Annotated in this window: 19 protein-coding genes; 9 read left to right on the forward strand and 10 right to left on the reverse strand. The window is 75.2% G+C overall.

The features are described 5' to 3' along the window. Positions 1-175 precede the first annotated feature (175 nt). The 6 genes from ACI79X_RS16420 to ACI79X_RS16445 form a co-directional block, all read right to left on the reverse strand. Positions 176-1591: an acyl-CoA carboxylase subunit beta gene (locus tag ACI79X_RS16420; RefSeq protein WP_457026485.1), complete on the reverse strand. Its 1416-nt coding sequence runs from the start codon at positions 1589-1591 to the stop codon at positions 176-178. A gap of 46 nt (positions 1592-1637) precedes the next feature. Beyond that, positions 1638-2876, reverse strand: coding sequence for a beta-ketoacyl-[acyl-carrier-protein] synthase family protein (locus tag ACI79X_RS16425; protein ID WP_457026486.1), 1239 nt, complete (start codon positions 2874-2876; stop codon positions 1638-1640). Positions 2877-2925: 49 nt separating this feature from the next. Continuing rightward, entirely contained in the window at positions 2926-3165 is a 240-nt protein-coding gene (locus ACI79X_RS16430) for an acyl carrier protein (RefSeq protein ID WP_073419326.1), read from the reverse strand. 76 nt (positions 3166-3241) lie between these two features. Further along, complete coding sequence (locus ACI79X_RS16435) at positions 3242-4207, reverse strand: beta-ketoacyl-ACP synthase III (RefSeq protein WP_457026487.1); 966 nt, start codon at positions 4205-4207, stop codon at positions 3242-3244. Beyond that, positions 4204-5406 carry an acyltransferase domain-containing protein gene (locus ACI79X_RS16440; RefSeq protein ID WP_457026488.1) on the reverse strand — a complete coding sequence of 401 codons (1203 nt, stop codon included), beginning with the start codon at positions 5404-5406 and terminating at the stop codon, positions 4204-4206. The genes ACI79X_RS16435 and ACI79X_RS16440 overlap by 4 nt, the downstream gene beginning before the upstream one ends. Positions 5407-5555: 149 nt before the next feature. Further along, positions 5556-6734, reverse strand: coding sequence for a PucR family transcriptional regulator (locus ACI79X_RS16445; RefSeq protein ID WP_457026489.1), 1179 nt, complete (start codon positions 6732-6734; stop codon positions 5556-5558). A gap of 45 nt (positions 6735-6779) precedes the next feature. Here ACI79X_RS16445 and ACI79X_RS16450 point away from each other — a divergent pair, with 45 nt between their 5' ends. Continuing rightward, positions 6780-7487: a phosphatase PAP2 family protein gene (locus ACI79X_RS16450; RefSeq protein ID WP_457026490.1), complete on the forward strand. Its 708-nt coding sequence runs from the start codon at positions 6780-6782 to the stop codon at positions 7485-7487. Continuing rightward, on the forward strand, positions 7484-7969 hold the full coding sequence (locus ACI79X_RS16455; protein ID WP_457026491.1) for a pirin family protein: 486 nt from the start codon (positions 7484-7486) through the stop codon (positions 7967-7969). Before ACI79X_RS16450 ends, ACI79X_RS16455 begins: the two co-directional genes overlap by 4 nt. Before the next feature lie 36 nt (positions 7970-8005). On the opposite strand, the gene ACI79X_RS16460 is transcribed toward ACI79X_RS16455, so the two are convergent. Continuing rightward, positions 8006-9286, reverse strand: coding sequence for a right-handed parallel beta-helix repeat-containing protein (locus ACI79X_RS16460; protein WP_457026492.1), 1281 nt, complete (start codon positions 9284-9286; stop codon positions 8006-8008). Positions 9287-9446: 160 nt separating this feature from the next. Continuing rightward, entirely contained in the window at positions 9447-10472 is a 1026-nt protein-coding gene (locus ACI79X_RS16465) for a LacI family DNA-binding transcriptional regulator (protein WP_457026493.1), read from the reverse strand. A gap of 186 nt (positions 10473-10658) precedes the next feature. Between ACI79X_RS16465 and ACI79X_RS16470 the strand changes: the two genes are divergently transcribed. From ACI79X_RS16470 to ACI79X_RS16500, 7 genes are all read left to right on the forward strand, one after another. Beyond that, positions 10659-11954, forward strand: coding sequence for an extracellular solute-binding protein (locus tag ACI79X_RS16470; protein WP_457026494.1), 1296 nt, complete (start codon positions 10659-10661; stop codon positions 11952-11954). A gap of 119 nt (positions 11955-12073) precedes the next feature. Then, entirely contained in the window at positions 12074-13063 is a 990-nt protein-coding gene (locus ACI79X_RS16475; protein ID WP_457026495.1) for a carbohydrate ABC transporter permease, read from the forward strand. Positions 13064-13071: 8 nt separating this feature from the next. Continuing rightward, positions 13072-13974 carry a carbohydrate ABC transporter permease gene (locus ACI79X_RS16480; protein WP_457026496.1) on the forward strand — a complete coding sequence of 301 codons (903 nt, stop codon included), beginning with the start codon at positions 13072-13074 and terminating at the stop codon, positions 13972-13974. 53 nt (positions 13975-14027) lie between these two features. Then, positions 14028-15122 carry an ABC transporter ATP-binding protein gene (locus ACI79X_RS16485; RefSeq protein ID WP_457026497.1) on the forward strand — a complete coding sequence of 365 codons (1095 nt, stop codon included), beginning with the start codon at positions 14028-14030 and terminating at the stop codon, positions 15120-15122. 170 nt (positions 15123-15292) lie between these two features. After that, a complete protein-coding gene (locus ACI79X_RS16490) occupies positions 15293-16690 on the forward strand; it encodes a GH1 family beta-glucosidase (RefSeq protein ID WP_457026498.1) in 1398 nt (465 codons plus the stop codon). Next, positions 16687-17415 (forward strand): SDR family NAD(P)-dependent oxidoreductase, encoded by a 729-nt coding sequence (locus ACI79X_RS16495; protein WP_457026499.1) that lies wholly within the window; start codon positions 16687-16689, stop codon positions 17413-17415. Before ACI79X_RS16490 ends, ACI79X_RS16495 begins: the two co-directional genes overlap by 4 nt. A gap of 203 nt (positions 17416-17618) precedes the next feature. Further along, complete coding sequence (locus tag ACI79X_RS16500; RefSeq protein WP_457026500.1) at positions 17619-18398, forward strand: glycoside hydrolase family 88 protein; 780 nt, start codon at positions 17619-17621, stop codon at positions 18396-18398. Here the strand turns inward: ACI79X_RS16500 and ACI79X_RS16505 are convergent. Next, positions 18317-19228 (reverse strand): FAD-dependent oxidoreductase, encoded by a 912-nt coding sequence (locus ACI79X_RS16505; RefSeq protein ID WP_457026501.1) that lies wholly within the window; start codon positions 19226-19228, stop codon positions 18317-18319. The genes ACI79X_RS16500 and ACI79X_RS16505 overlap by 82 nt on opposite strands. A 44-nt stretch (positions 19229-19272) precedes the next feature. Beyond that, entirely contained in the window at positions 19273-22071 is a 2799-nt protein-coding gene (gene aceE, locus ACI79X_RS16510) for a pyruvate dehydrogenase (acetyl-transferring), homodimeric type (RefSeq protein ID WP_457026502.1), read from the reverse strand. Positions 22072-22320: the final 249 nt, after the last annotated feature.

Below are 22320 nucleotides of genomic sequence, written 5' to 3' on the forward strand. Positions count from 1 at the left end.
CCCGGCCGGGGGGGGGGACGGGCGGCCCCCCCCCCCTCGACGCGAGCGGGCCCCCCACCCCAGCGGCGGTGGCGGGCCCTCTCGCGTCGGAGGAGGTCTCTTCCGGCGTGCACTCGGCCCCGCCGCAGGGGCCCGCCGCGAGCTCGCGAGTGGCGGGGGCGGCGGGGTCCTTCGCCTACAGCGGGATGTTGCCGTGCGCGCCGCGGCCGGCCGGGGCGGCGGCCAGCGCCTCCACGAGCCGGCGGCGGGTGCGCGAGGGCTCCACGACCTCGTCGACGACGCCGATCTGCAGCGCCCGGTTCACCCCGCCGGCGATCCGCTCGTGCTCCTCGGCCAGCTGGGCGTGCAGCGCCTCGCGCTCGGCCGGGGGCACGGCGGCCAGCTTCTTGCGGTGCAGGATGCCGACGGCGGCCTTGGCGCCCATGACCGCCACCTCGGCACCGGGCCAGGCGAACACCGACGTCGCGCCGAGCGAGCGGGCGTTCATGGCGATGTAGGCGCCGCCGTAGGACTTGCGGGTCACCAGCGTCACCCGGGGCACCACCGCCTCGGCGAAGGCGTGCAGCAGCTTCGCGCCGCGGCGCACGACGCCGTCCCACTCCTGGCCGACGCCGGGCAGGTAGCCGGGCACGTCGACGAGCACGACGAGCGGCACGCCGAACGCGTCGCACATCCGCACGAACCGGGCCGCCTTCTCCGCCGATGCGGAGTCCAGGCACCCGCCCAGGCGCAGCGGGTTGTTGGCGATGACGCCGACCGTCCGCCCGGCCAGCCGGCCCAGCGTGGTGACCACGTTGGGCGCCCACCGCGGGTGCAGCTCCAGGCCCGGGCCGTCGAGCACCGCGGCCACCACCGGCTTGACGTCGTAGGCGCGGTTGGTCTGCTCGGGCAGCAGCGCGCGCAGGTCGACGTCCGGCTCGTCGGCGGCGGGGGCGAACGACCCCTGCGCGGCGAGCAGGTCCACGGCCTGGCGGGCCGTCTCCAGGGCGGCGGCCTCGGAGTCGGTGACCACGTGCACGACACCGCTGCGCCGGCCGTGGGTGTCGGGCCCGCCGAGGCTCTCCATGTCGACGTCCTCGCCGGTCACCGACCGGACGACGTCGGGACCGGTGACGAACACCCGCCCGGCCGGGCCCATGATCACCAGGTCGGTGAGCGCGGGGCCGTAGGCGGCGCCGCCGGCGGCGGGGCCGAGCACGACCGAGATCTGCGGGATCCGCCCCGAGGAGCGGACCATCGCGGCGAACACCTCGCCGACGGCGTGCAGCGCGGTGACGCCCTCGGCGAGCCGGGCGCCGCCGGAGTGCCAGATGCCCACGACGGGCACCCGCTCGCGCAGCGCGGTGTCGATGGCGTCGACGATGTGCCGGCAGCCGTCGACGCCCATCGCCCCGCCCATGACCGTGGCGTCGGTGCAGAAGGCGACCACCCGCGACCCGGCGACGGTGCCGCGGGCGGCCATGACGCCGGAGGTGTCGCGGGGGACGAGCAGGCTCATCGACCCGGCGTCGAGGAACCGCAGCAGGCGGTCCTCGGGGTCGCGCGGGTCGGGACTGGGCAGGGTGGGGACGGCGTGGGCGGTGGTGGTCACCGGGCCTCCAGGGACTCCCGGCCCGGGGGCCGGGCGGGACGGTGGGCTATGCGGTCGTGAAGACCAGCGCGAGGTTGTGCCCGCCGAAGCCGAAGGAGTCGTTGACCGCGGCGCTGAGGGTCGCCTTCCGCGGCTCGTGGCGGACGATGTCGAGGGCCTGGACCGCGGCGTCGTCGTCGGGGTCGTCGAGGTTCGCCGTCGCCGGCACCACCTGCTCGCGCAGGGCGAGCACGGTGAACACCGCCTCCAGCGCGCCGGCGGCACCGAGCAGGTGGCCGGTCTGGCTCTTGGTGGCCGCCACCAGCGTGTGCTCGCCGACGGCGCTGCGGATGGCCGCGGCCTCCGCGGTGTCGCCGACCGGCGTGGAGGTGGCGTGCGCGTTGACGTGGCCGATGTCGGCGGGGGACAGGCCGGCGTCGCGCAGCGCGGCGGTGATGGCGCGCGCGGCGCCCTCGCCCTCCGGGTGCGGCGCGACGAGGTCGTAGCCGTCGGCGGTGGCGCCGGCGCCGGCGAGCCGGGCGTGCACCCGGGCGCCGCGGGCCTGCGCGGAGGAGGCGCGCTCGAGCACGAGGGCGGCGGCGCCCTCGCCCAGCACGAAGCCGTCGCGGCCCTTGTCGAACGGGCGGGAAGCGCGGCCGGGCTCGTCGTTGCGGGTGCTCATCGCCCGCATTGCGGCGAAGCCGGCCATCGGCAGCGGGTGCACGACGGCCTCGGCGCCGCCGACCAGGACGACGTCGGCGCGGTCGAAGCGCAGCAGGTCCAGGCCCCAGCGGATGGCCTCGGCGCCGGAGGCGCAGGCGCTGACCGGGGCGTGCACGCCGCCGCGGGCGCCGATCGCGAGGCCCACGGCCGCGGCCGGGCCGTTGGGCATGAGCATCGGGATGGTGAACGGCGAGACCCGCTTGGGGCCCTTGGCCTCCAGCACGTCGTCCTGGCCGAGCAGGGTCATCGCCCCGCCGATGCCGGTGCCGAACACGACGGCGATCCGCTCGGGCGCGACGCCGGCGTCGGCGGCGCCGGACTCGGCCCACGCCTGCTCGGCGGCGACGACCGCCACCTGCTGGCTGCGGTCGAGCCGGCGGGCGCGGACCCGGTCGATCTGCTCGGTCGGCTCCACCGCGAGGGTGGCGGCGAGCTGGGCCGGCATCTCCTGGACCCAGTCGTCGGTCAGGCGGCGGACCCCCGACCGTCCGGCCAGCAGCGCGTCCCAGGTGCTGGCGACGTCGCCACCCAGCGGCGTGGTGGCTCCGAGGCCGGTGACGACGACGTCGTCGTTCGAGCTCATGACGGTCCTTCCCTGGGGACGTGCGGGCGCGGGCGGTCGGGGGACCGGCTCAGCCCTTGTTCTTCTGGATGAAGCTGATGGCGTCGCCGACGGTCTTGATGTTGCCGAGCTCGTCGTCGGGGATGGCCACGCCGAACTTGTCCTCGACGGCGGTGGCGATCTCGACCATCGACAGCGAGTCGACGTCGAGGTCCTCGGTGAACGACTTCTCCGGGGTGGCGTCGGCGGGGGCGACCCCGGCGACCTCCTCCAGGATCTCGGCCAGACCTGCCTGGATGTCCTCGCTCACGCGGGGTCCTCTCTCTCGGTGGAGGCGGGCGGTGCCCGCCGTCGGGTCCCGGTGGTCCGGGGGTCTGTGGGGCCGGTCAGGGCAGGACGAGCACCTGGCCGGCGAAGGTGAGCCCGGCGCCGTAGCCGAGGACGAGCGCGAGGTCGCCGCTCTTGGCCTCGCCGGACTCCAGCAGCGCGGTGAGCGCCAGCGGGATGGAGGCGGCCGACGTGTTGCCGGCCTGCACGATGTCGCGGGCGACGACGACGTCCTCGCCGAAGCCGAGCCGCTTGGTCATCTGCTCGACGATCCGCAGGTTCGCCTGGTGCGGGGCGAACACGTCGACGTCCTTGGCCTCGACGCCGGCGGCCTCCATGGCCTGCACGAGCGTGTCGGTGAGCCGGGTGGTGGCCCAGCGGTAGACGGCCTGACCGGCCATGGTCATCGTGCCGGTGCCCGCGGCGATCTCGATCGCCGAGTACTGGTCGCCGTCGCTGCCCCACGCGACCGGCCCGATGCCGGGCTCGTCGCTGGCCCCGACCACGGCCGCGCCGGCGCCGTCGGCGAAGATCACCGCGGTCGAGCGGTCGGACTTGTCGACGACGTCGGTGAGCCGCTCGACGCCGACGACGAGCGCGTTGCGCGCCGAGCCGGCGCGGATGGCCGCGGAGGCCACCTCGAGCGCGTAGCAGAAGCCGGCGCACCCGGCGTTGAGGTCGAAGGCGCCCGGGCGGGGGATGCCCAGGCGGTGGGCCACCTGCGGGCCGATGCCGGGGATGGGCTCCTTGAGGCTGGCGCTGGCCAGGATCACCAGGTCGACCTCGTCGGGGGCCAGGCCGCTCGCGGCCAGCGCCTTGCCGCCGGCGGCGACGGCCATCTCCACCAGGGTCTCGTCGTCGGAGGCCCAGCGGCGCTCGGCGATGCCGACCCGGGTGCGGATCCACTCGTCGTTGGTGTCCATGACCGAGGCGAGCTCGTCGTTGGTCACCCGGCGGCGCGGGCGGTAGCCGCCCAGGCCGAGGATGCGCGCGCCGGGCGCGCCGGCGGGCAGTCGGATGCTCACGCGGGGACCTCCGGGTAGAGACGGGCGAGGGGGTCGCCGGCGTCGACCAGGTCGCCCTCGTGCACCAGCCACTCGGCGAGCACGCCGTCGTAGCCGGCCGAGACCTTGACCTCCTCGCGGCGGCTGCGCACGCAGCCGAGCGGGGTGCCGGCGGGCAGGTGGGTGCCCTCGGGGACGTCGGCGGGGCTGACCGTGCCGCGGGCGGGGGAGACGACGACCCGCCAGTCGGGCTGGTGCTCGGCCTCGGGGCGGCCGCGGGCGGCGTCGATGAGGGCGCGGGCGCGGTCGAGGTCGTCGGGGCCGGCCAGCGCCAGCACCTCGACGTCGGACCCCTTCCACTCCCGCTTGGCGAGACCCGCCAGCGCGCCGGCCGGCGGCAGCTCGATCGCCGCGGTCACGCCGAGCTCGCGCAGGGTGGTGAGGCACGCGTCGAAGCGCACCGGGCTGGTCACCTGGCTGACCAGGCGGGACAGCGCCTCGGCGCCGGAGCCGACGGCCGCGCCGTCGGCGTTGGACAGCAGCAGGCGGCTGGGGTCGGCCGGGCGCAGGCCACCGACGAGGCCCTCGAGCTCCTCGCGGGCGGGGGCCATGTAGGCGGTGTGGAAGGCGCCTGCCACCGACAGCGGCAGCACCCGCGCCTTGGCCGGCGGCTCGGCCCTGAGCGCGGCGAGCCCGTCGACCGGGCCGGCGACGACGGTCTGCCCGCCGCCGTTGAGGTTGGCCGCCACCAGGCCGTGCCGCTGCAGCGCCGCCTCGAGCTCGTCGGGGTCGCCGCCGAGGACGGCCGACATGCCGGTGGGGGTGAGTGCGCAGGCGCGGGCCATGGCCCGGCCGCGGACGGCGGTGAGCGCGATCGCGGCCTCGACCGACAGCACGCCGGCCAGCGCGGCCGCGGTCAGCTCGCCGACGCTGTGGCCGGTGATGACGACGTCGCGGCCGGTGTGCGGCGAGTGCGCCACCGGGCCGGGCAGGCCGCCGAGCTCGCGGGCCACGAACAGGCTCATCGCCACGACCAGCGGCTGGGTCACCGCGGTGTCGCGGATGGCCTCGGCGTCGCCGGTGGTACCCATCGTCAGCAGGTCGGCGTCGGCGATCGCGCCGGCCCAGCGGAAGAAGGACTCGGCTCCGGGGAGATCCAGCCAGGGGGTGAGCATCCCGGGCTTCTGGGCACCCTGTCCGGGGGCGAGGACGGCCAGCACCTCCTCACCGTGTCAGAGGAGCGGGCCTCCCGCGCGGGTGGCCGCGACGAAAGCAGACCACCGCTCTTTGGAGGATCCCCACAAGTGCCGGGCCTCGCCGGGCCGTCGCGGAGCCGTTCCGTGGTGGGGACCACACTGCGGTCGCGCGGTCAGTGCCAGAGCGAGCGGCCGCCGTCGAGGTCGGCGAGGACGAGCGCGACGTGCAGCGTCCAGGCCCCGCGCGGGTCGGTGGCCACCTGCCCGGTGAGTTCGGCGGCCCGCTTGAGCCGGTAGCGGACGGTGTTCGGGTGCACGAACAGCGTGCGGGCGCTGGCCTCCAGGTTGCCGCCGCCCGCGAGCACCGCGCGCACGGTCTCGAGCACCTCGCCGCCGGCCCCGCGCAGCGGCAGGACCACCCGTTCGGTGAGCGCCGCGCGGGCCAGCGGGTCGCCGTCGAGGGCGCGCTCGGGCAGCAGCGCGTCGGCGGCCACCGGGCGCGGGGCGCCGGGCCAGGCGCGAGCCGCGCGGAGCCCGGCGAGGGCCGCCGCGGCCGAGCCGCCCGCGGCGCTGAGCCGGTCGACCACCGGCCCGAACACGACGGGACCCGGGCCGAACTCCTCGGCCACCCGGGCGGCGGCGGCCGCCACGTCGTCGGCGCCGCCGAGCACCACCACCAGCTGCTCGGCGTGCACGCCCACGAGCACCTCCCCGCCGCTGGAGCGGGCGGCGCGGCGGACCGCGGCGTGCGCGTCGCCGTCGGGGGGTGCTGCGCCGACGAGCACGGTGACGGGCTCGGTGCCGGCCCAGCCGAGGGCGGCCGCGCGGCCGGGCAGCTCCTCGGTGCGCTCGCCGCGCACCAGCGCGTCGACCACGAGCGCCTCGAGCCGGGCGTCCCAGGCGCCGCGGTTCTCCGCGAAGCTGGCGTAGACGTGCGCGGTGGCGAAGGCGACCTCTCGGCTGAACTGCAGCACCGCCATCCGCAGCGGCACCGCGTCGCCGGGCTCGGCCACCGACTCGACGTGGTCGTCCATCACCTCGACGGTGAGCTTGACCAGGTCGACGGTCTGCTTGAGCGGCACCGCGCGCACCAGGTCGCGGGGCGCCGCGCCGAACACCTCGCCGGTGAGCCGGGGCGGGCGGCCGGGGTTGCGGCACCACTCGACCAGCGAGGCGATGCCCGCCTGCGCGACGAGCATGACCCAGGAGCGCTGGTCGGCCGGCATGGCGCGGAACCACGGCAGGTCCTCGTCCATGCGGGCCACGGCCCGGGTGGCGATGGCCCCGGACGCGCGCTCGAGCCGCCGCAGCGTCCCGGCGGACGGCGGCGGGGAGGTCCCGCGGGCTGGCACGGCGGCCAGCGTGTCACGCGTGCGGGCGTCGGGGAGAGTGGGGGAGTGGTCCCCGCCCCGCCGCTCTCGCGTCCCGCCCGCGCCCGCCGCCGGGTGCTGACCGCGATCGGGGGCGGCCTCGCGGTGCTCGGCGTGCTCGGCGCCGGGGTGGTCACCGGGTTCACCCCGCAGGTCCGCCTCGACGACGCGCTCAGCCGGGCCCTCTACGCCGGCGACGACCGCTCGCCGTTCGTCGGCGGCCTGCTCGAGGTGCTCACCACCCCCGGCGTCACCTGGTTCCGCGTGCTGGTGTTCCTCCCGGTGCTGGCCTGGCTCGCCACCCGCCGCGCCTGGCGCACGCTGCTGTGGGTGGTCGTGGCGACCACCGCGATCGGCCCGGTCACCACCGGGCTCAAGGAGCTGGCCGGCCGCGCGCGCCCGGCCTTCGAGCACGGCGGCCTCGACTACCCGGGGCTGAGCTACCCCAGCGGGCACTCCTCCGGCATCGCCACGCTGGTCACGGTCGCGCTGGTGCTGGCCTGGCCGCGGCTGACCGCCCGGGGCCGGCGCGCCGCCGTCGCCGCCGGGGTCGCGCTGGCGCTGCTCGTCGGGCTGACCCGCACGTGGCTCGGCGTGCACTTCGTCTCCGACGTCGTCGGCGGGCTCTCCTTGGGCCTGGCCTGGTCGCTCGCGGTGGCGCTCGTCCTCGGCGGGCTGCCCGGCGGCCCGGCCGCGCTGCCGCCGCGGGAGGCCGAGGGGGAGGCCGTGCGGTGACCGCCGTCGAGGGGGCCACGCTGCTCGAGCCGGGCGACGGGTCGCTCGGACCGCTGCTGCGCGTCACCGACGACCGGCTGGCGCCCGGCGCCGGCTACGGCGTGCACGCACACCGCGCCGTCGACGTCGTCGCCGTCGTCCTGGAGGGGTCGCTCACCCACCGCTGGGCCGGGGACGCCCCGCTCGCGGCCGGCGACGTCGGGGTGCTGCGCGCCGGGGCCGGTCTCGACCACGACGAGGTCGCCGGGCCGGCCGGCGCCCGGGTGCTCCAGTGCTACCTGCGGGCCGCCGACCCGGGTGCCGCGCCGGTGCACGAGGTCGTGCGCGCCCCCGCCGGGTGGGTCGACCTCGGCCGGCCCGACGCCCGGCTGTGGCTCGGCGGGGACGGGCCCGGCGTGCCCGACGGCGTCGTGTTGCGGCCCCGCGGCGGCCGCGTCGTCGTCTGGCGGGTCGACGCCGCCCGTCCCGACTGGGCGGGGTGACCGGGGGCCCTCCGGCGGAGGGCCCCCGGCCGCGCCTCAGGGGGCGCAGAGCTCCGCGGGGACGCTGGACCCGCAGACGTTGTCCTCGAACTCGACCGCACCGACGTCCCGCAGGAACGGGCTCACCTGCGGCGAGCTGAGCAGGACGTCGACCGGGGCGTTGCCGGTCAGGTCGTTGTCCGTGACGACGACGCCGTCCACCGGGCCGGGGTCGACGCCGCCGGCGTTGTTGAACGGCGGCAGCGTCACCAGGGTCAGGCCGCCGGCCGGGAACTGCAGCGAGGCCGGGTCGACGGCGGGCACGTTGTCGTGCACGTCGTTGTGCCGGATGGACACGGTGTCGGCGTTGACCACCGAGATCCCGGTGCCCGAGACGCGCAACGACGCCTGGGCCTCACCGACGCCGGCGAGGCAGAAGCGGTCGTTGCCCGTCACCTCGTTCCACTTCAGCTGCCAGTCGCCGCCCTCGACGCGGCCGCTGAAGTCGGGGATCTCGGTGGCCGCGTCGTCGAAGACGAGGATGCCGACGCAGTTGCCCGCCACGTAGTTGTTGCGGACGACGCCGACGCGCGACTCGCGGGCGAACACGCCGAGGTTGTAGCCGCGGACGTCGTTGGCGACGACGTCGGCGTAGGCCTCGTGCGAGTCGGTGATCCCGATGCCCGCCGTGCCGCTGTTCGGCGCCTCGGCGGTGCCCCGGTCCAGGCCCTCGAGCACGTTGCGCGAGATCCGGGTGTGCGTGGAGTCCGCGGCGAGGATGCCGTAGCGCTCGTGCGCGTGCGCCCCGGTCTTGTGCACCCGGAACCCGTCGGCGCCCCACGCGGCGATCCCGTTGGCCGGGTGGTTCCAGGTGGACAGGTGGCTCACCCGCACCGGCCCGTCCGGCTCGAGGAAGAACAGCCCGGAGACGTCGTCGCGCAGCGTGCCCGGATCGGTCTCCGGGTCCCCGCCGTTCTGCGCCTCCCAGCACGCGTTCGGCGCCACCTCGGGCAGCTGGTCGGGGGTGGTCCACTCGGGCCACACGATCCGCGTGCCGTCCTCCCCGCGGCCCTCGCCGACGATGGTCAGGCCCTTCCCGTCGACGCAGACCGCCTCCTCGTAGGTGCCCGCCTCGATGCGGATCGTGTCGCCGGAGGCCGCCGCGTCGACCGCGGCCTGGATCGACTCGCCGGGGGAGACCACCCAGGTGGTGCCCCCGCCGGCCGCCGCGACGCCGGCCGGCAGCGCGGCGAGCGCCAGGGCGGCGGAGGCGGTGACGGTCAGCCCGCGGGCGGCCGCCGACGGGCGGGGACGTCTGGCCGTGCCGGAGTGCTGCATGTGTCCTCCATCGTGTGCCGGGCGCGCCGGGGGTCCGGCGCGTGCGGCCACGATGGGGACGGTGTGACGGACGGGTCCGGAGACACGACGGGGACGCGTGGGACCTCATCCCCGGGTCGTGCACCCGGCTCCGACCCGGGGCGCGGGTGCGGTTCCGCCCCTAGGCGCTTGCGCGCCGGACCAGGCGGGTGGGGCACACCCGCGCCCGCACCCCCTCCTGACCCTCGACCTGCGACAACAGCAGTTCCTTCATCAGCCGGGTCATGTCCTCCAGCGGCTGGGCCACCGTGGTGAGCGGCGGGTCGCTCGTGGCCGCCACGACGGCGTCGTCGAACCCGACCACCGCGACGTCGCCGGGCACCGTGCGCCCGGCCTCGCGCAGCGCCCGCAGCGCGCCGAGCGCCATCGGGTCGGAGGCCACGAAGACGGCGTCGAGGTCGGGGGCGCGCTCCAGCAGCCGCGCCATGGCACGGGCGCCGCCGGCCTCGGTGAAGTCGCCCTCGGCCACCAGCCGGTCGTCCACCGGCAGCCCGGCGGCCTCCAGCGCCTCGCGGTACCCGGCGTGGCGGTCGAGGCCGGCGATCATGTCCTGCGGGCCGGTCACCGTGGCCACCCGCCGCCGGCCCGAGCCGAGCAGGTGCTCGGTGGCCGTGCGCGCCCCGCCGGTGTTGTCGGCGTCGACGTAGCAGAGGTCGCGGCCGTCGGGCGGCCGCCCCGACAGCACCAGCGGCACGCCCGCCTCGTCGAGCATGCGGGGCAGCGTGTCGTCGCGGTGCGGGGAGACCAGGACGACGCCGTCGACGTGGCCCTGCCGCACGAAGCGGCCGACCTTCTCCTGCTCGCGCTCGCCCCGCGCGGCGAGCAGCACCAGGTTCATCTCGGTGTCGGCGAGCGACTCGGACAGCTCGCGGAAGACCCGGGCGAAGAACGGGTCGGAGAACACCTGCGCGTTGGACTCCGACAGCACCAGCGCGATGGTGTCGGTGCGCCGGGTGACCAGGCTCCGGGCCATCGGGTTGGGCACGTAGTGCAGCTGCGCGACCGCCGCCTCGACGGCGCGACGGGCCTCCGGGCGGACCTTCGGCGAGCCGTTGACCACCCGCGACACGGTCGCCCGGGAGACCCCGGCGAGCTCGGCCACCTCGTCGAGCGTGGGCGAGGAGCCGCGTCCGGCCAGTGTCGTCACGGGTCCTCCTGGGGTCGCGGTCGGGCTCCATGGTGCACGCCCGGACCCGCTCCGCGAATCCGGGGAAGTCGTACTTGACAGGCGCCTGTGGTCCCCATCACTCTCCTCCCAGCCGGTCGTGAGAGCGCTTTCACGCCGGACACAGTAGCCCGGACGAGGTCGTTCGGGAACCGATCAGGAGGACCGATGACCGTTCCCCCGAGACGCAGGGCCGCACTGGGCGCCGCCCTCGTCGCCTCGCTCCTGGCCGCCGGCTGCGGGGGCTCCAGCTCCGCCGACGACGGCACCATCACGCTCGACCTGGGCCTGTTCGGGACCTTCGGGTTCGAGCAGGCCGGGCTGTACGACGAGTACATGCGGCTCAACCCCGACATCCGCATCGAGGAGACCTCCGTCGAGCGGTCGGCCGACTACTACCGGGCCCTGCAGACCCGGCTGGCGGCGGGCTCCGGCCTCGCCGACATCCAGGGCATCGAGATCGGCTTCGTCGCCGACGTCGTCGAGAACCACGCCGACGCGTTCGTCGACTTCGCGGCCGAGGGCAACGCCGACGAGCTGCTGGGCCACTACTACGACTGGAAGGTCGAGCCGGCCACCACCGAGGACGGCCGGGTGATCGGCCTGGGCACCGACGCCGGTCCCGAGGCCATGTGCTTCCGCCGCGACCTGTTCGAGCAGGCCGGCCTGCCCACCGACCGCGCGGAGCTCGCCTCCCGCTGGTCGACCTGGGAGGGCTACCTCGAGCTCGGCCGCGAGTACGACGCCTCGCCGACCAAGCCGGAGGGCACCTCGTTCGTCGACAGCCCGGCGAGCATCTTCTCCGCCGCGGTGTACCAGGGCGAGACCGCCTACAACGACGAGAGCGGCAACCCCATCCCCGAGACCAGCCCCGGCGTCACCGCCGCCTGGGAGGACGCCGCGGTGGCGGCCGCCGAGGGGATGACCGCCAACCTCATCCAGTTCGGCGACGAGTGGAACTCCGCCTTCGCCAACGGCGCCTTCGCCACCATCTCCTGCCCGGCCTGGATGCTCGGCTACATCAGCGAGCAGGCCGGCGAGGAGGCCGCGGGCGCCTGGGACGTCGCGCCGCTGCCCGGCGGTGCCGGCAACTGGGGCGGCTCCTGGCTCGGCGTGACGGAGAGCAGCGAGCACCGCGAGGAGGCCATCGCCCTCGTCGAGTGGCTGACCGCCCCCGAGCAGCAGATCAAGATGTTCACCGAGGAGGCCCACTTCCCCTCCAGCCAGGAGGCGGCGGAGGACCCGCAGGTGTCGAGCGCGACCAACGAGTACTTCAGCGGCGCGCCGGTCGGGCAGATCTTCGCGGACTCGGCGGCGGCGCTGCAGTTCACGCCGATCGGCCCCTACGACACCCAGATCCAGGAGGCGTTCACCAACGCCCTGAGCACGGTCGCCGAGGGGACGTCCCCCGACGACGCCTTCCAGGCGGCACTCGCTGAGATCGAGCAGGTCACCGGAGGCTGACAGACCCCGGCCGGTGCCCGCGCGCGTCCACCCGCCCGGGCACCGGCCGGCACCACGTCGGCGGCTCGCGACAGAGACTCCGGCATCCCCCGCCCGCACACCGCAGTGAGGCACCCCGCATGACCATCGCCAGCGACGACCCCCGGGTCGCGGCGGCCGCCGCACCGCCGCCGTCCGCCCCGCCCGCGTCCGCAACGGCCGCCCGCCGGCGGCGGTCCCGGCTCACCCGCAACCGCTGGGGCTACGCCTACGTCGCCCCGTTCTTCGTCCTCTTCGCCGCCTTCAGCCTCTACCCGTTCCTCTACACCGCCTACATCTCCCTGCACGACGTGCGGCTCTCCGACCTCGACGGCGCGGTGTTCGTCGGGTTCGGCAACTACACCGAGCTGCTGCAGGACGAGTTCTTCTGGAACGCCGCGAGGAACACCCTCACCATCGGCATCCTCTCCACGGTGCCCCAGCTGGCCATCGCCCTGGGACTGGCGCACCTGCTGAACTACCGGCTCCGCGGCCGCACCTTCTTCCGGGTCGCGATGCTCATGCCCTACGCCACCAGCATCGCCGCCGCCACGCTGGTCTTCGCGCAGCTGTTCGGCCACGACTACGGCCTGATCAACACGCTGCTGGAGGCCGTCGGCTTCGACCGCGTCGACTGGGAGAGCGGCACCTGGACCAGCCAGATCGCCATCTCCGTGATCGTCACCTGGCGCTGGACCGGCTACAACGCGCTCATCTACCTGGCCGCCATGCAGGCCATCCCGAACGACCTCTACGAGGCCGCCACCCTCGACGGCGCGAGCCGCTGGAAGCAGTTCGTGCACGTCACGATCCCGGCCCTGCGCCCGACGATCCTGTTCACCGTCGTCGTGTCGACCATCGGCGCGGTACAGCTGTTCGGCGAGCCGCTGCTGTTCAGCGGCAACGGCATGACCAACGGCGGCGTCTCGAACCAGTACCAGACGCTCGGCCTGCTCATGTACGACCAGGGCTGGACGAACTTCCGCCTCGGCCAGGCCGCCGCGACCGCCTGGACCATGTTTCTGATCATCCTCGTCGTCGTCGGCATCTACGGGCTGATCGCCCGCCGGCGCGCCCGGGCCGAGCGGTAGGAGCCCCCATGACCACCCTCGCCTCCGCACCCGAGCACACGGCGCCCGCACCGGCTCCCGCCCCCGCGCGGACCCGCCGCCGCGGCGCCCGCAAGGTCACCTCCGCCGGGCCGCTGACCCACGTGCTGCTCGTGCTCACCGCGTTCCTGTCGGTGTTCCCGCTGTACTGGACGGCGGTCGCGGCCTCGAAGACCAACGCCGAGCTCGCCGGCACCCCGCCGCCGTTCCTCCCCGACGCCGACCTGTTCACCAACATCGGCCGGGCCATGGAGGAGGCCCCGATCGGGCTGGCGATCGTCAACTCGGTCGTCGTCGCCGGCTGCATCACCGTGGGCACCGTCCTGTGCAGCACGCTGGCCGGGTTCGCCTTCGCCAAGCTCCGCTTCCGCGGCAACAAGACGCTGCTCGGGCTGGTGATCGGCACGATGATGGTGCCGACGCAGCTGGCGATCATCCCGCTGTTCATCCTCATCGCCCAGCTGCAGTGGGTCGACCACCTCCAGGCGGTCGTGCTGCCCACGCTGGTCAGCGCGTTCGGCGTCTTCTTCATGCGGCAGTTCCTGTCGCAGGCGCTGCCCGACGAACTGCTCGAGGCCGCCCGCGTCGACGGCGCCTCGACGATGCGGACCTTCTGGTCGGTCGTCGTCCCGGTCGCCCGCCCGGCCATGGCGGTGCTCGCCATGCTCACGTTCCTCACCGCCTGGAACGACTTCTTCTGGCCGATCATCGCGCTGACCACCGAGAACCCGACCGTGCAGGTCGCGCTGGCCGGCCTCGGCGGCGGCTACGTCCCCGACACCGCGGTGATCATGGCCGGCACGCTCGTGGGCACCCTGCCGGTGCTCGTCGTCTTCGTCGTCCTCGGCAAGCAGATCGTCGGCGGCATCATGCAGGGCGCGGTGAAGGGATGAGGCGCCCGTCCACCCCCGTCCCTCCCTCCTCCCGCCCGGAAGGCGCCTGAGCCATGGCCACCGTCACGTTCGACTCCGCGACCCGCATCTACCCCAAGTCCGACCGCCCCGCGGTCGACGGCCTCGACCTGCAGATCGGCGACGGCGAGTTCCTCGTCCTCGTCGGCCCCTCCGGCTGCGGCAAGTCCACCTCGCTGCGCATGCTCGCCGGCCTCGAGGAGATCGACGCCGGCAGCATCCGGATCGGCGACCGCGACGTCACCGACGCGCCGCCCAAGGACCGCGACATCGCGATGGTCTTCCAGAACTACGCGCTCTACCCGCACATGACCGTCGAGCAGAACATGGGCTTCGCGCTCAAGATCGCCGGCGTCCCCAAGGCCGAGATCGCCACCCGGGTGGCCGAGGCGGCGAAGATCCTCGACCTCGAGGACTACCTGGGCCGGCGCCCCAAGGCCCTGTCCGGCGGTCAGCGGCAGCGGGTGGCCATGGGCCGCGCGATCGTCCGCAACCCGCAGGTGTTCCTCATGGACGAGCCGCTGTCCAACCTCGACGCCAAGCTCCGGGTGCAGACCCGCACCCAGATCGCGGCCCTGCAGCGGCGCCTCGGCGTCACCACCGTCTACGTCACCCACGACCAGGTCGAGGCCATGACGATGGGCGACCGGGTGGCCGTGCTCAAGGACGGCGTCCTGCAGCAGTGCGACACCCCCGGCACGCTCTACGACCGGCCGGCCAACACCTTCGTCGCGGGCTTCATCGGCTCGCCGGCGATGAACGTCATCACCGGTCCGGTCGTCGACGGCGGCGTCCGGCTCGCCGGTGCGGTGCTGCCGGTGCCGCGCGAGCGGCTGCAGCGCGCCGCCGGCGACGGCGGCCGGGTGACCGTCGGCTTCCGCCCCGAGGCCGTCGAACTCGCCGCCGACGGCGTGCCGGTGGTGGTGAACGTGGTCGAGCAGCTCGGCTCCGACGCCTTCCTCTACGCCACCCTGGGTGCCTCCGACGACGGCGACGTCCTGCACACTGCCGACCTGGTGGTGCGCACCGAACCGCGCTCCGCCCCCGCGGTGGGGGAGACGGTGCACCTGCGGGTCCGCGAGGGCGGCCTGCACGTGTTCGACCCGGTCTCCCAGCAGCGCGTCGACTAGACGAAGGACCCCGCTGCCCCCCCGTCGCTCGCACGCTCGCGACGGGCCCCTGCAGCGAGGCCGTTCCATCCCCTCACCAGCGGCGGCGCCGCTGCGGCGCCGCCGCGATGCCCCCTGACCACCGCCCGACCCCAGCGTCTGATCACCCCGTTCCGAGGAGAACCCCTGCCGTGACCACCACCGACGCCCGCGAGGACCTGCTCGCGGGCCTGACGTTCCCGCCCGGCTTCGTCTTCGGCGCCGCGACCGCCGCGTACCAGATCGAGGGAGCCGTCACCGAGGACGGGCGGGGCCCCTCGATCTGGGACACCTACAGCCACACCCCGGGCCGCACCTTCGAGGGCCACACCGGCGACGTCGCCGTCGACCACTACCACCGCTACCCCGACGACGTGGCGCTGATGAAGGAGCTCGGGCTGTCGGCCTACCGGTTCTCGGTGGCCTGGCCGCGCGTCCTGCCCGAGGGCGGCGGCCGTGTCGAGCAGCGCGGCCTGGACTTCTACCGGCGGCTGGTCGACGAGCTGCTCGAGGCCGGCGTCGACCCGTGGCTCACGCTGTACCACTGGGACCTGCCCCAGGCGCTGCAGGACCGCGGCGGCTGGGCCGACCGCGACACCGCCGAGCGGTTCGCCGACTACGCCGCCGTCGTCGTCGACGCCCTCGGTGACCGCGTGCGGCACTGGTCGACGCTCAACGAGCCGATGTGCAGCGCGCTGCTCGGCCACATGAGCGGCCTGCACGCCCCCGGCCTGCAGGACCCGGTCGCCGCCTCGGCCGCCACCCACCACCTGCTGCTCGGCCACGGCCTGGCCGCCGGCCGGCTGCGCGCGGCCGGCGTCGGCTCGTTCGGCATCACGCTGAACTTCACCCCGATGCGCCCGGCCTCGGACTCCGCCGCCGACCTCGACGCCGCCCGGCGCCTCGACGGCCAGCAGAACCGGATGTTCCTCGAGCCGGCCGTCAACGGCGAGTACCCGGCTGACGTCGTCGCCGACCTCGAGGCGGCGGGCGCCCCGCTGCCCGTCCGCGACGGCGACCTCGAGGTCATCGCCGCGCCGCTGGACTGGCTCGGCGTCAACTACTACTTCGAGTCCACCGTGCAGGCCGGCCCGCGCCCCGCGGACAAGCCGACGTCGTTCATCGGCGGCGAGGACGTCCTCGAGCTCGACCCGGTCGGCGTCACCACCACGATGGGCTGGGGCATCAGCCCCGACGCGTTCACCGACCTGCTGCTGTGGATCGGCTCGCGCGCCCCGGGCGTGCCGCTGGTCATCACCGAGAACGGGTCGGCGTGGGAGGACGTCGTCGACGCCGAGGGCGCGGTGCACGACCCGCAGCGCGTCGACTTCCTGCTCCGCCACCTCGCCGCGATGACCACCGCGATCGAGAAGGGCGCCGACGTCCGCGGCTACTTCGCCTGGTCGCTGCTGGACAACTTCGAGTGGGCCCGCGGCTACGCCCAGCGCTTCGGCCTGGTGCACGTCGACTACGAGACCCAGCAGCGCACCGTCAAGGACAGCGGCCGGGTCTACGCCGAGGTGCTCCGCCGCCACCGCGAGGCGCAGTGACGGACGCGTCGCCGGCGGCCGGTCGCGACCTGACCGGCCGCCGGGTCCTCGTCACCGGCGCCTCGCGCGGGGTCGGGCGGGCCGTCGTCGGGGCCCTGGTGGCCGCCGGCGCCGACGTCCTCGGCACCGCGCGCGACGCCGGCCGGCTGGACGCCCTCGCCGGCGAGGTGAGCGGTCCCGGCCGGTTCGAGCCGGTCGTCGCCGACCTCACCGACCCGGGCGCCCCGGCGCTGCTGGCCGAGGCGGTCGCCCGGCGCTGGGGCGGCCTCGACGTCCTCTTCAGCAACGCCGGGGTGATGCTCGCCCGCGACGAGCGCTTCGAGGACGAGCCCGCCGGCACCCTGGAGGAGACCCTCGCGGTCAACCTCGTCGCCCCGCACCGGCTGGTGCTCGCGCTGCTCCCGTGCCTGCGGGCCGGGCACGAGCCGCAGGTGGTGCACGTCAGCTCCGGCGCCGGCACCCGCGACGGCACGGGCGAGCCCGGGATCGGCAGCTACCGGGTGAGCAAGTACGCGCTCAACGGGCTCGTGCTCGTGCAGGCCGCGCAGCTGCGCGGGGAGGTGGCGGTCAACGCCCTCGACCCGGGCTGGGTGCGCACCGACCTCGGCGGGCAGTCCGCGCCGGGCACCGTCGAGGAGAGCGCGGCCGGCGCGCTGGCGCTGCTGCGCGAGCCCGCGAGCGTCACCGGGCGGATCTTCAAGGACGGCGAGGAGATCTCGTTCTAGCCGAGCACGTCCGCCGCCGCGTCCTGGGCGCGCTGCTGGTCTGCCAGCGGCACTCCTGGGACCAGGGCCTCACCGCCGCCGTCCTCGACGCCGGCGGTGAGGCCGCGGCGCTGCGCGCGCTCGTCGACGACGCCGTCGCCCGGCAGCTGCCCGACGGCCGGCTGGCCGAGCTCGACCCGGCCTGCAGCGTCAACGGCGGCGTCGTGGGGGAGTACGTGGACCGGGTGGCCCGCCGCGACGGCGACACCGGGCTCGCCGCCGCGGCCGCCCGGCAGCGCGACTGGCTGCTCACCGGGGCGCCCCGCGCCGCCGACGGCACGCTGTTCCACCTGCTCGGCGGCCGCGAGGTCTGGGCCGACACCGTGTTCATGGTGGTGCCGCCGCTGGCCGCGGCCGGGCACGGGGAGGCGGCGCTCGCCCAGCTCGCCGGGCACCGCGCCCGGCTGCGCCGCCCCGACGGGCTGTGGCGCGCGCGGTGGGACGACGCCGCCGGCGCCCCGGCCGAAGGCCGCGCCTGGGGCACCGGCAACGGCTGGGTGGCCGCCGCGCTCGCCCGGACCGTGACCCTGCTGCCGGGGGCGGGGCTCGCCGCGGAGGCCCGCACGCACCTCGACGCCTGCCTGGCCCGCCGCCGCCCGGACGGTTCGTTCGGCGACGTGCTCGACGACGACGCCTCGCCGCCGGACCCCGGGGTGGCCGCGATGCTCGCCTGGGCGGCGCTCACCGGCGCCGGCGAGGGGTGGCTGCCGCGGGGGTACGCCGACGTCGGCCGCTCACTGCTCGCGCACGTCGTCGCGGCCCTCGACGTCCTCGGGCGGGTCACCGGCGCCGCGGCCGCGCCCCGGTTCGACCGCCCCGGGCACTCGCCGGAGGCGCAGGCCTGGCTCCTGCTGGCCGACGCTCAGGCCAGGGCGCTCACCGTGCCGGCCACCTCGGCCGCGCAGCCCCAGGAGAGGGTGACGCCGGCGCCGCCGTGCCCGTAGCAGGCGACGACGGGCCGCCCGCCGACGTCGAGCCGCTCCAGCCGCACGGTCGGCCGGCCCGGCCGCAGCCCCACCGCCCGCGAGAGCACCGGTTGCCCGCGCAGCGCCGGGACCAGCGCGCACGCCCGCTCCAGGATCGCCGCCTCCACCGCCGGGTCGGGCTCGCGGCCGGTGGCGCCCTCGACCGCCGTCCCGCCGACGACGACGTCGCGGCCGCGGGGGACGACGTAGGTCAGCCCGGCCGGGCCGTCCTCGTCGAGCAGCCACTCGCCGATGCCCGGGTCGGCCAGGCGCACCACCTGGCCCTGCACGGGCACGCCGGTGTCGTCGCCGAGCAGCGGCCCGGACGCCAGCCCCGCGGCCACCACGACGGCGTCGCCGGGGACGTCGTCCAGCGCGTCCACCCGGCCGGGCACGGTGGTCACCCCGGCCGCGGCGCACGCGGCGGCCAGCCAGGGCAGGTACTCACCGGTGTCGACCACCGGCAGCGTGCAGCGGGTGCCGGCGGGGACGCCCGGCGGGAGCTCCTCCGGCGTCGCCGGCCGCACGCCCGGGATGCCCGGCGTCCACCACGGGTCGGGGTCGGGAGTGCGGTGCAGGTAGGTGCCCGGGCGCATCCGCACCCCGGTGGCCGGGTCGCCGGCCAGGGCGGTGAGCACCCCGAGCGAGGTGGCGCCCCACCGCAGCACGGCGTCGGCCGGGGCGGCCCGGTAGGGGAACCAGATCGCGGCGGCCACCGCGGAGGTGGTCGCCGCCCACGGGTCGGCGGTGTGCAGCCGGACCCGGTGCCCGGCCCGCGCGAGCTCGAGCGCGCAGGTCAGGCCGACCACCCCGCCGCGAGCTCGCGAGTGGTGGGGGGCACGGGGGTCCTTCGTCAGGTGGCCGGGCTCGGGTCGGTCCGCTCCTCGGCCGGAGCGGCCTGGACGTCGCGGATCCGGTACTTCTCCACGGCCTCGCGGACCGTCGAGCGGTCGACCTGCCCGCGGTCGGCCAGCGCCCCCAGCGTCCGCACCACGATCGACTCGGCGTCGACGTGGAAGTGCCGGCGCAGCGCCGGGCGGGTGTCGGACAGGCCGAACCCGTCGGTGCCGAGCGTCGCCATGCCGCCCGGGACGTACGGGGCGATCAGGTCGGGCACCGCCCGCATCCAGTCCGACACCGCCACGACCGGACCCGCGGCGTCCTGCAGCCGCTGGGTCACGTAGGGCACCTGCGGGTCCTCCTCGGGGTGCAGGAAGTTGTGCTCGCTGACCTCGTCGGCCTGCCGCCGCAGCTCGTTCCAGGACGTCACCGACCACACGTCGGCCGACACGCCCCAGTCCTCGCGCAGCAGCTCCTGCGCCCGCAGCGCCCACGGCACCGCGACGCCCGACGCCAGCACCTGCGCCCGGTGGCCCTCACCGGAGCCGGGGGCGTAGAGGTACATGCCGGCGAGCAGGCCCTGCACGTCCAGGCCCTCGGGCTCCGCCGGCTGCTGGAACGGCTCGTTGTAGACCGTCAGGTAGTACATGACGTCGGGGCTGCGGTGCCCGCCCAGCGGCGCGCCCGGGTCCTCGCCGTACATGCGGGCCAGCGCGTCCTTGACGATGTGGCCGACCTCGTAGGAGAAGGCCGGGTCGTAGGACACGACGGCGGGATTGGTCTGCGCCAGCAGCAGCGAGTGGCCGTCCTCGTGCTGCAGGCCCTCGCCGTTGAGCGTCGTCCGGCCGGCGGTGGCGCCGAGGACGAAGCCGCGGGTCATCTGGTCGGCCGCGGCCCAGAACGAGTCGCCGGTCCGCTGGAACCCGAACATCGAGTAGAAGATGTAGATCGGGATCATCGGCTCGCCGTGCGTGGCGTACGACGTGCCGACCGCGGTGAACGACGCCGTCGAGCCCGCCTCGTTGATGCCCTCGTGCAGGATCACGCCCTGCTCGGACTCCTTGTAGGCGAGCATCAGCTCGCGGTCGACCGAGGTGTAGCGCTGGCCGGCCGGGTTGTAGATCTTCTGCGACGGGAAGAGGCTGTCCATCCCGAAGGTGCGGGCCTCGTCCGGGATGATCGGCACGAAGCGCGGGCCGAGCTCCTTGTCCTTGAGCAGCTCCTTGAGCAGGCGGACGAACGCCATCGTCGTCGCCACCTCCTGCTTGCCGGAACCGCGGCGCAGGACGTCGAGGGCCTTGTCGTCGGGCGCCTTGAGCGTCTTGAACTCCGAGCGCCGCCGCGGCACCGCCCCGCCCAGGGCCCGCCGCCGCTCGAGCATGTACTGCATCTCGTCGGAGTCCGGCGCCGGCTTGTAGTACGGCGGCAGCGTCTTGTCGAGCTGCTCGTCGGGGATGGGCAGGTAGAGCCGGTCGCGGAAGGCGGCGAGGTCCTCGGCGGTCAGCTTCTTCATCTGGTGGGTGGAGTTGCGGCCCTCGAAGTGGCTGCCCAGCGTCCAGCCCTTGATGGTCTTGGCGAGGATGACCGTGGGCTGGCCCTTGTGCTCCACGGCCGCCTTGAACGCCGCGTAGACCTTGCGGTAGTCGTGCCCGCCGCGGGAGAGGTCCCAGACCTCCTTGTCGCTCATGCCCTCGACGAGCTTGCGCGTGCGCGGGTCACGGCCGAAGAAGTGCTCGCGGACAAACGCGCCGTCCTCGGCCTTGTAGGTCTGGTAGTCGCCGTCGGGCGTCTGGTTCATGAGGTTGACCAGGGCGCCGTCGCGGTCGGCGGCCAGCAGCGGGTCCCACTCGCGGCCCCAGATCACCTTGATGACGTTCCAGCCGGCGCCGCGGAAGAACGACTCCAGTTCCTGGATGACCTTGCCGTTGCCGCGCACCGGGCCGTCGAGGCGCTGCAGGTTGCAGTTGACGACGAAGGTGAGGTTGTCGAGCTCCTCGCGGGCGGCCAGGCCGATGAGGCCCAGCGACTCCGGCTCGTCCATCTCGCCGTCGCCGAGGAAGGCCCACACGTGCTGGTCGGAGGTGTCCTTGACACCCCGGGAGTGCAGGTAGCGGTTGAACCGCGCCTGGTAGATCGCGTTCATGGGGCCGAGGCCCATGGAGACGGTGGGGAACTCCCAGAAGTCCGGCATCAGCCGCGGGTGCGGGTAGCTCGACAGCCCGCCGCCCGGGTGGCTGACCTCCTGGCGGAAGCCGTCGAGCTGCTGCTCGGTGAGCCGGCCCTCGAGGTAGGCGCGGGCGTAGATGCCGGGGGAGGCGTGGCCCTGGAACCAGATCTGGTCGCCGCCGCCGGGGTGGTCCTTGCCGCGGAAGAAGTGGTTGAAGCCGACCTCGTAGAGGCTGGCGGAGGAGGCGTAGGAGGAGATGTGGCCGCCGACGCCGATGCCCGGCCGCTGCGCGCGGTGCACCATGATCGCGGCGTTCCACCGGATGTAGGCGCGGATGCGCCGCTCGGTGTCCTCGTCGCCGGGGAAGTAGGGCTCCCGCTCGGGCGGGATGGTGTTGATGTAGTCGGTGCTGCGGAGGGCCGGGACGCCGACCTGCTGCTCACGGCTGCGCTGCAGCATCTTGAGCATGAGGTAGCGGGCGCGCCCGCGGCCTGCGTGCTCGACGACGCTGTCGAGCGACTCCACCCACTCCTGGGTCTCGTCGGGATCGGTGTCGACCAGCTGGCTCGGCAGTCCGTCGGTGATGACCGCGCGGGGCTGGCCGGCGTCGCGGGTGGGGTCCCCACCCTGCTGCGGTGCGCTCATGGCTCCATCGTCTCGCGCCGGGCACCCCGGCGTCACGTACAGGTCCCGAGTCGGCCACGTCGGCGCCGCGGACGGGGTCTCCGCGACGGCTTGCGCCTGACCAGGCATGCCCTACGCTCCTGCCCACGTGCACCGACGCCGTCGGGGACGCGCGTCCGGGTCCGAGAGGGGTGACATGACCAGGCTGCGGGTGGCATCCCCGCCGGTCGTGTCCGCCGTGGGCCTGCACACCCCCCACGCACCCGCGCT

It is taken from the genome of Geodermatophilus sp. SYSU D01119 (genome assembly GCF_054049975.1).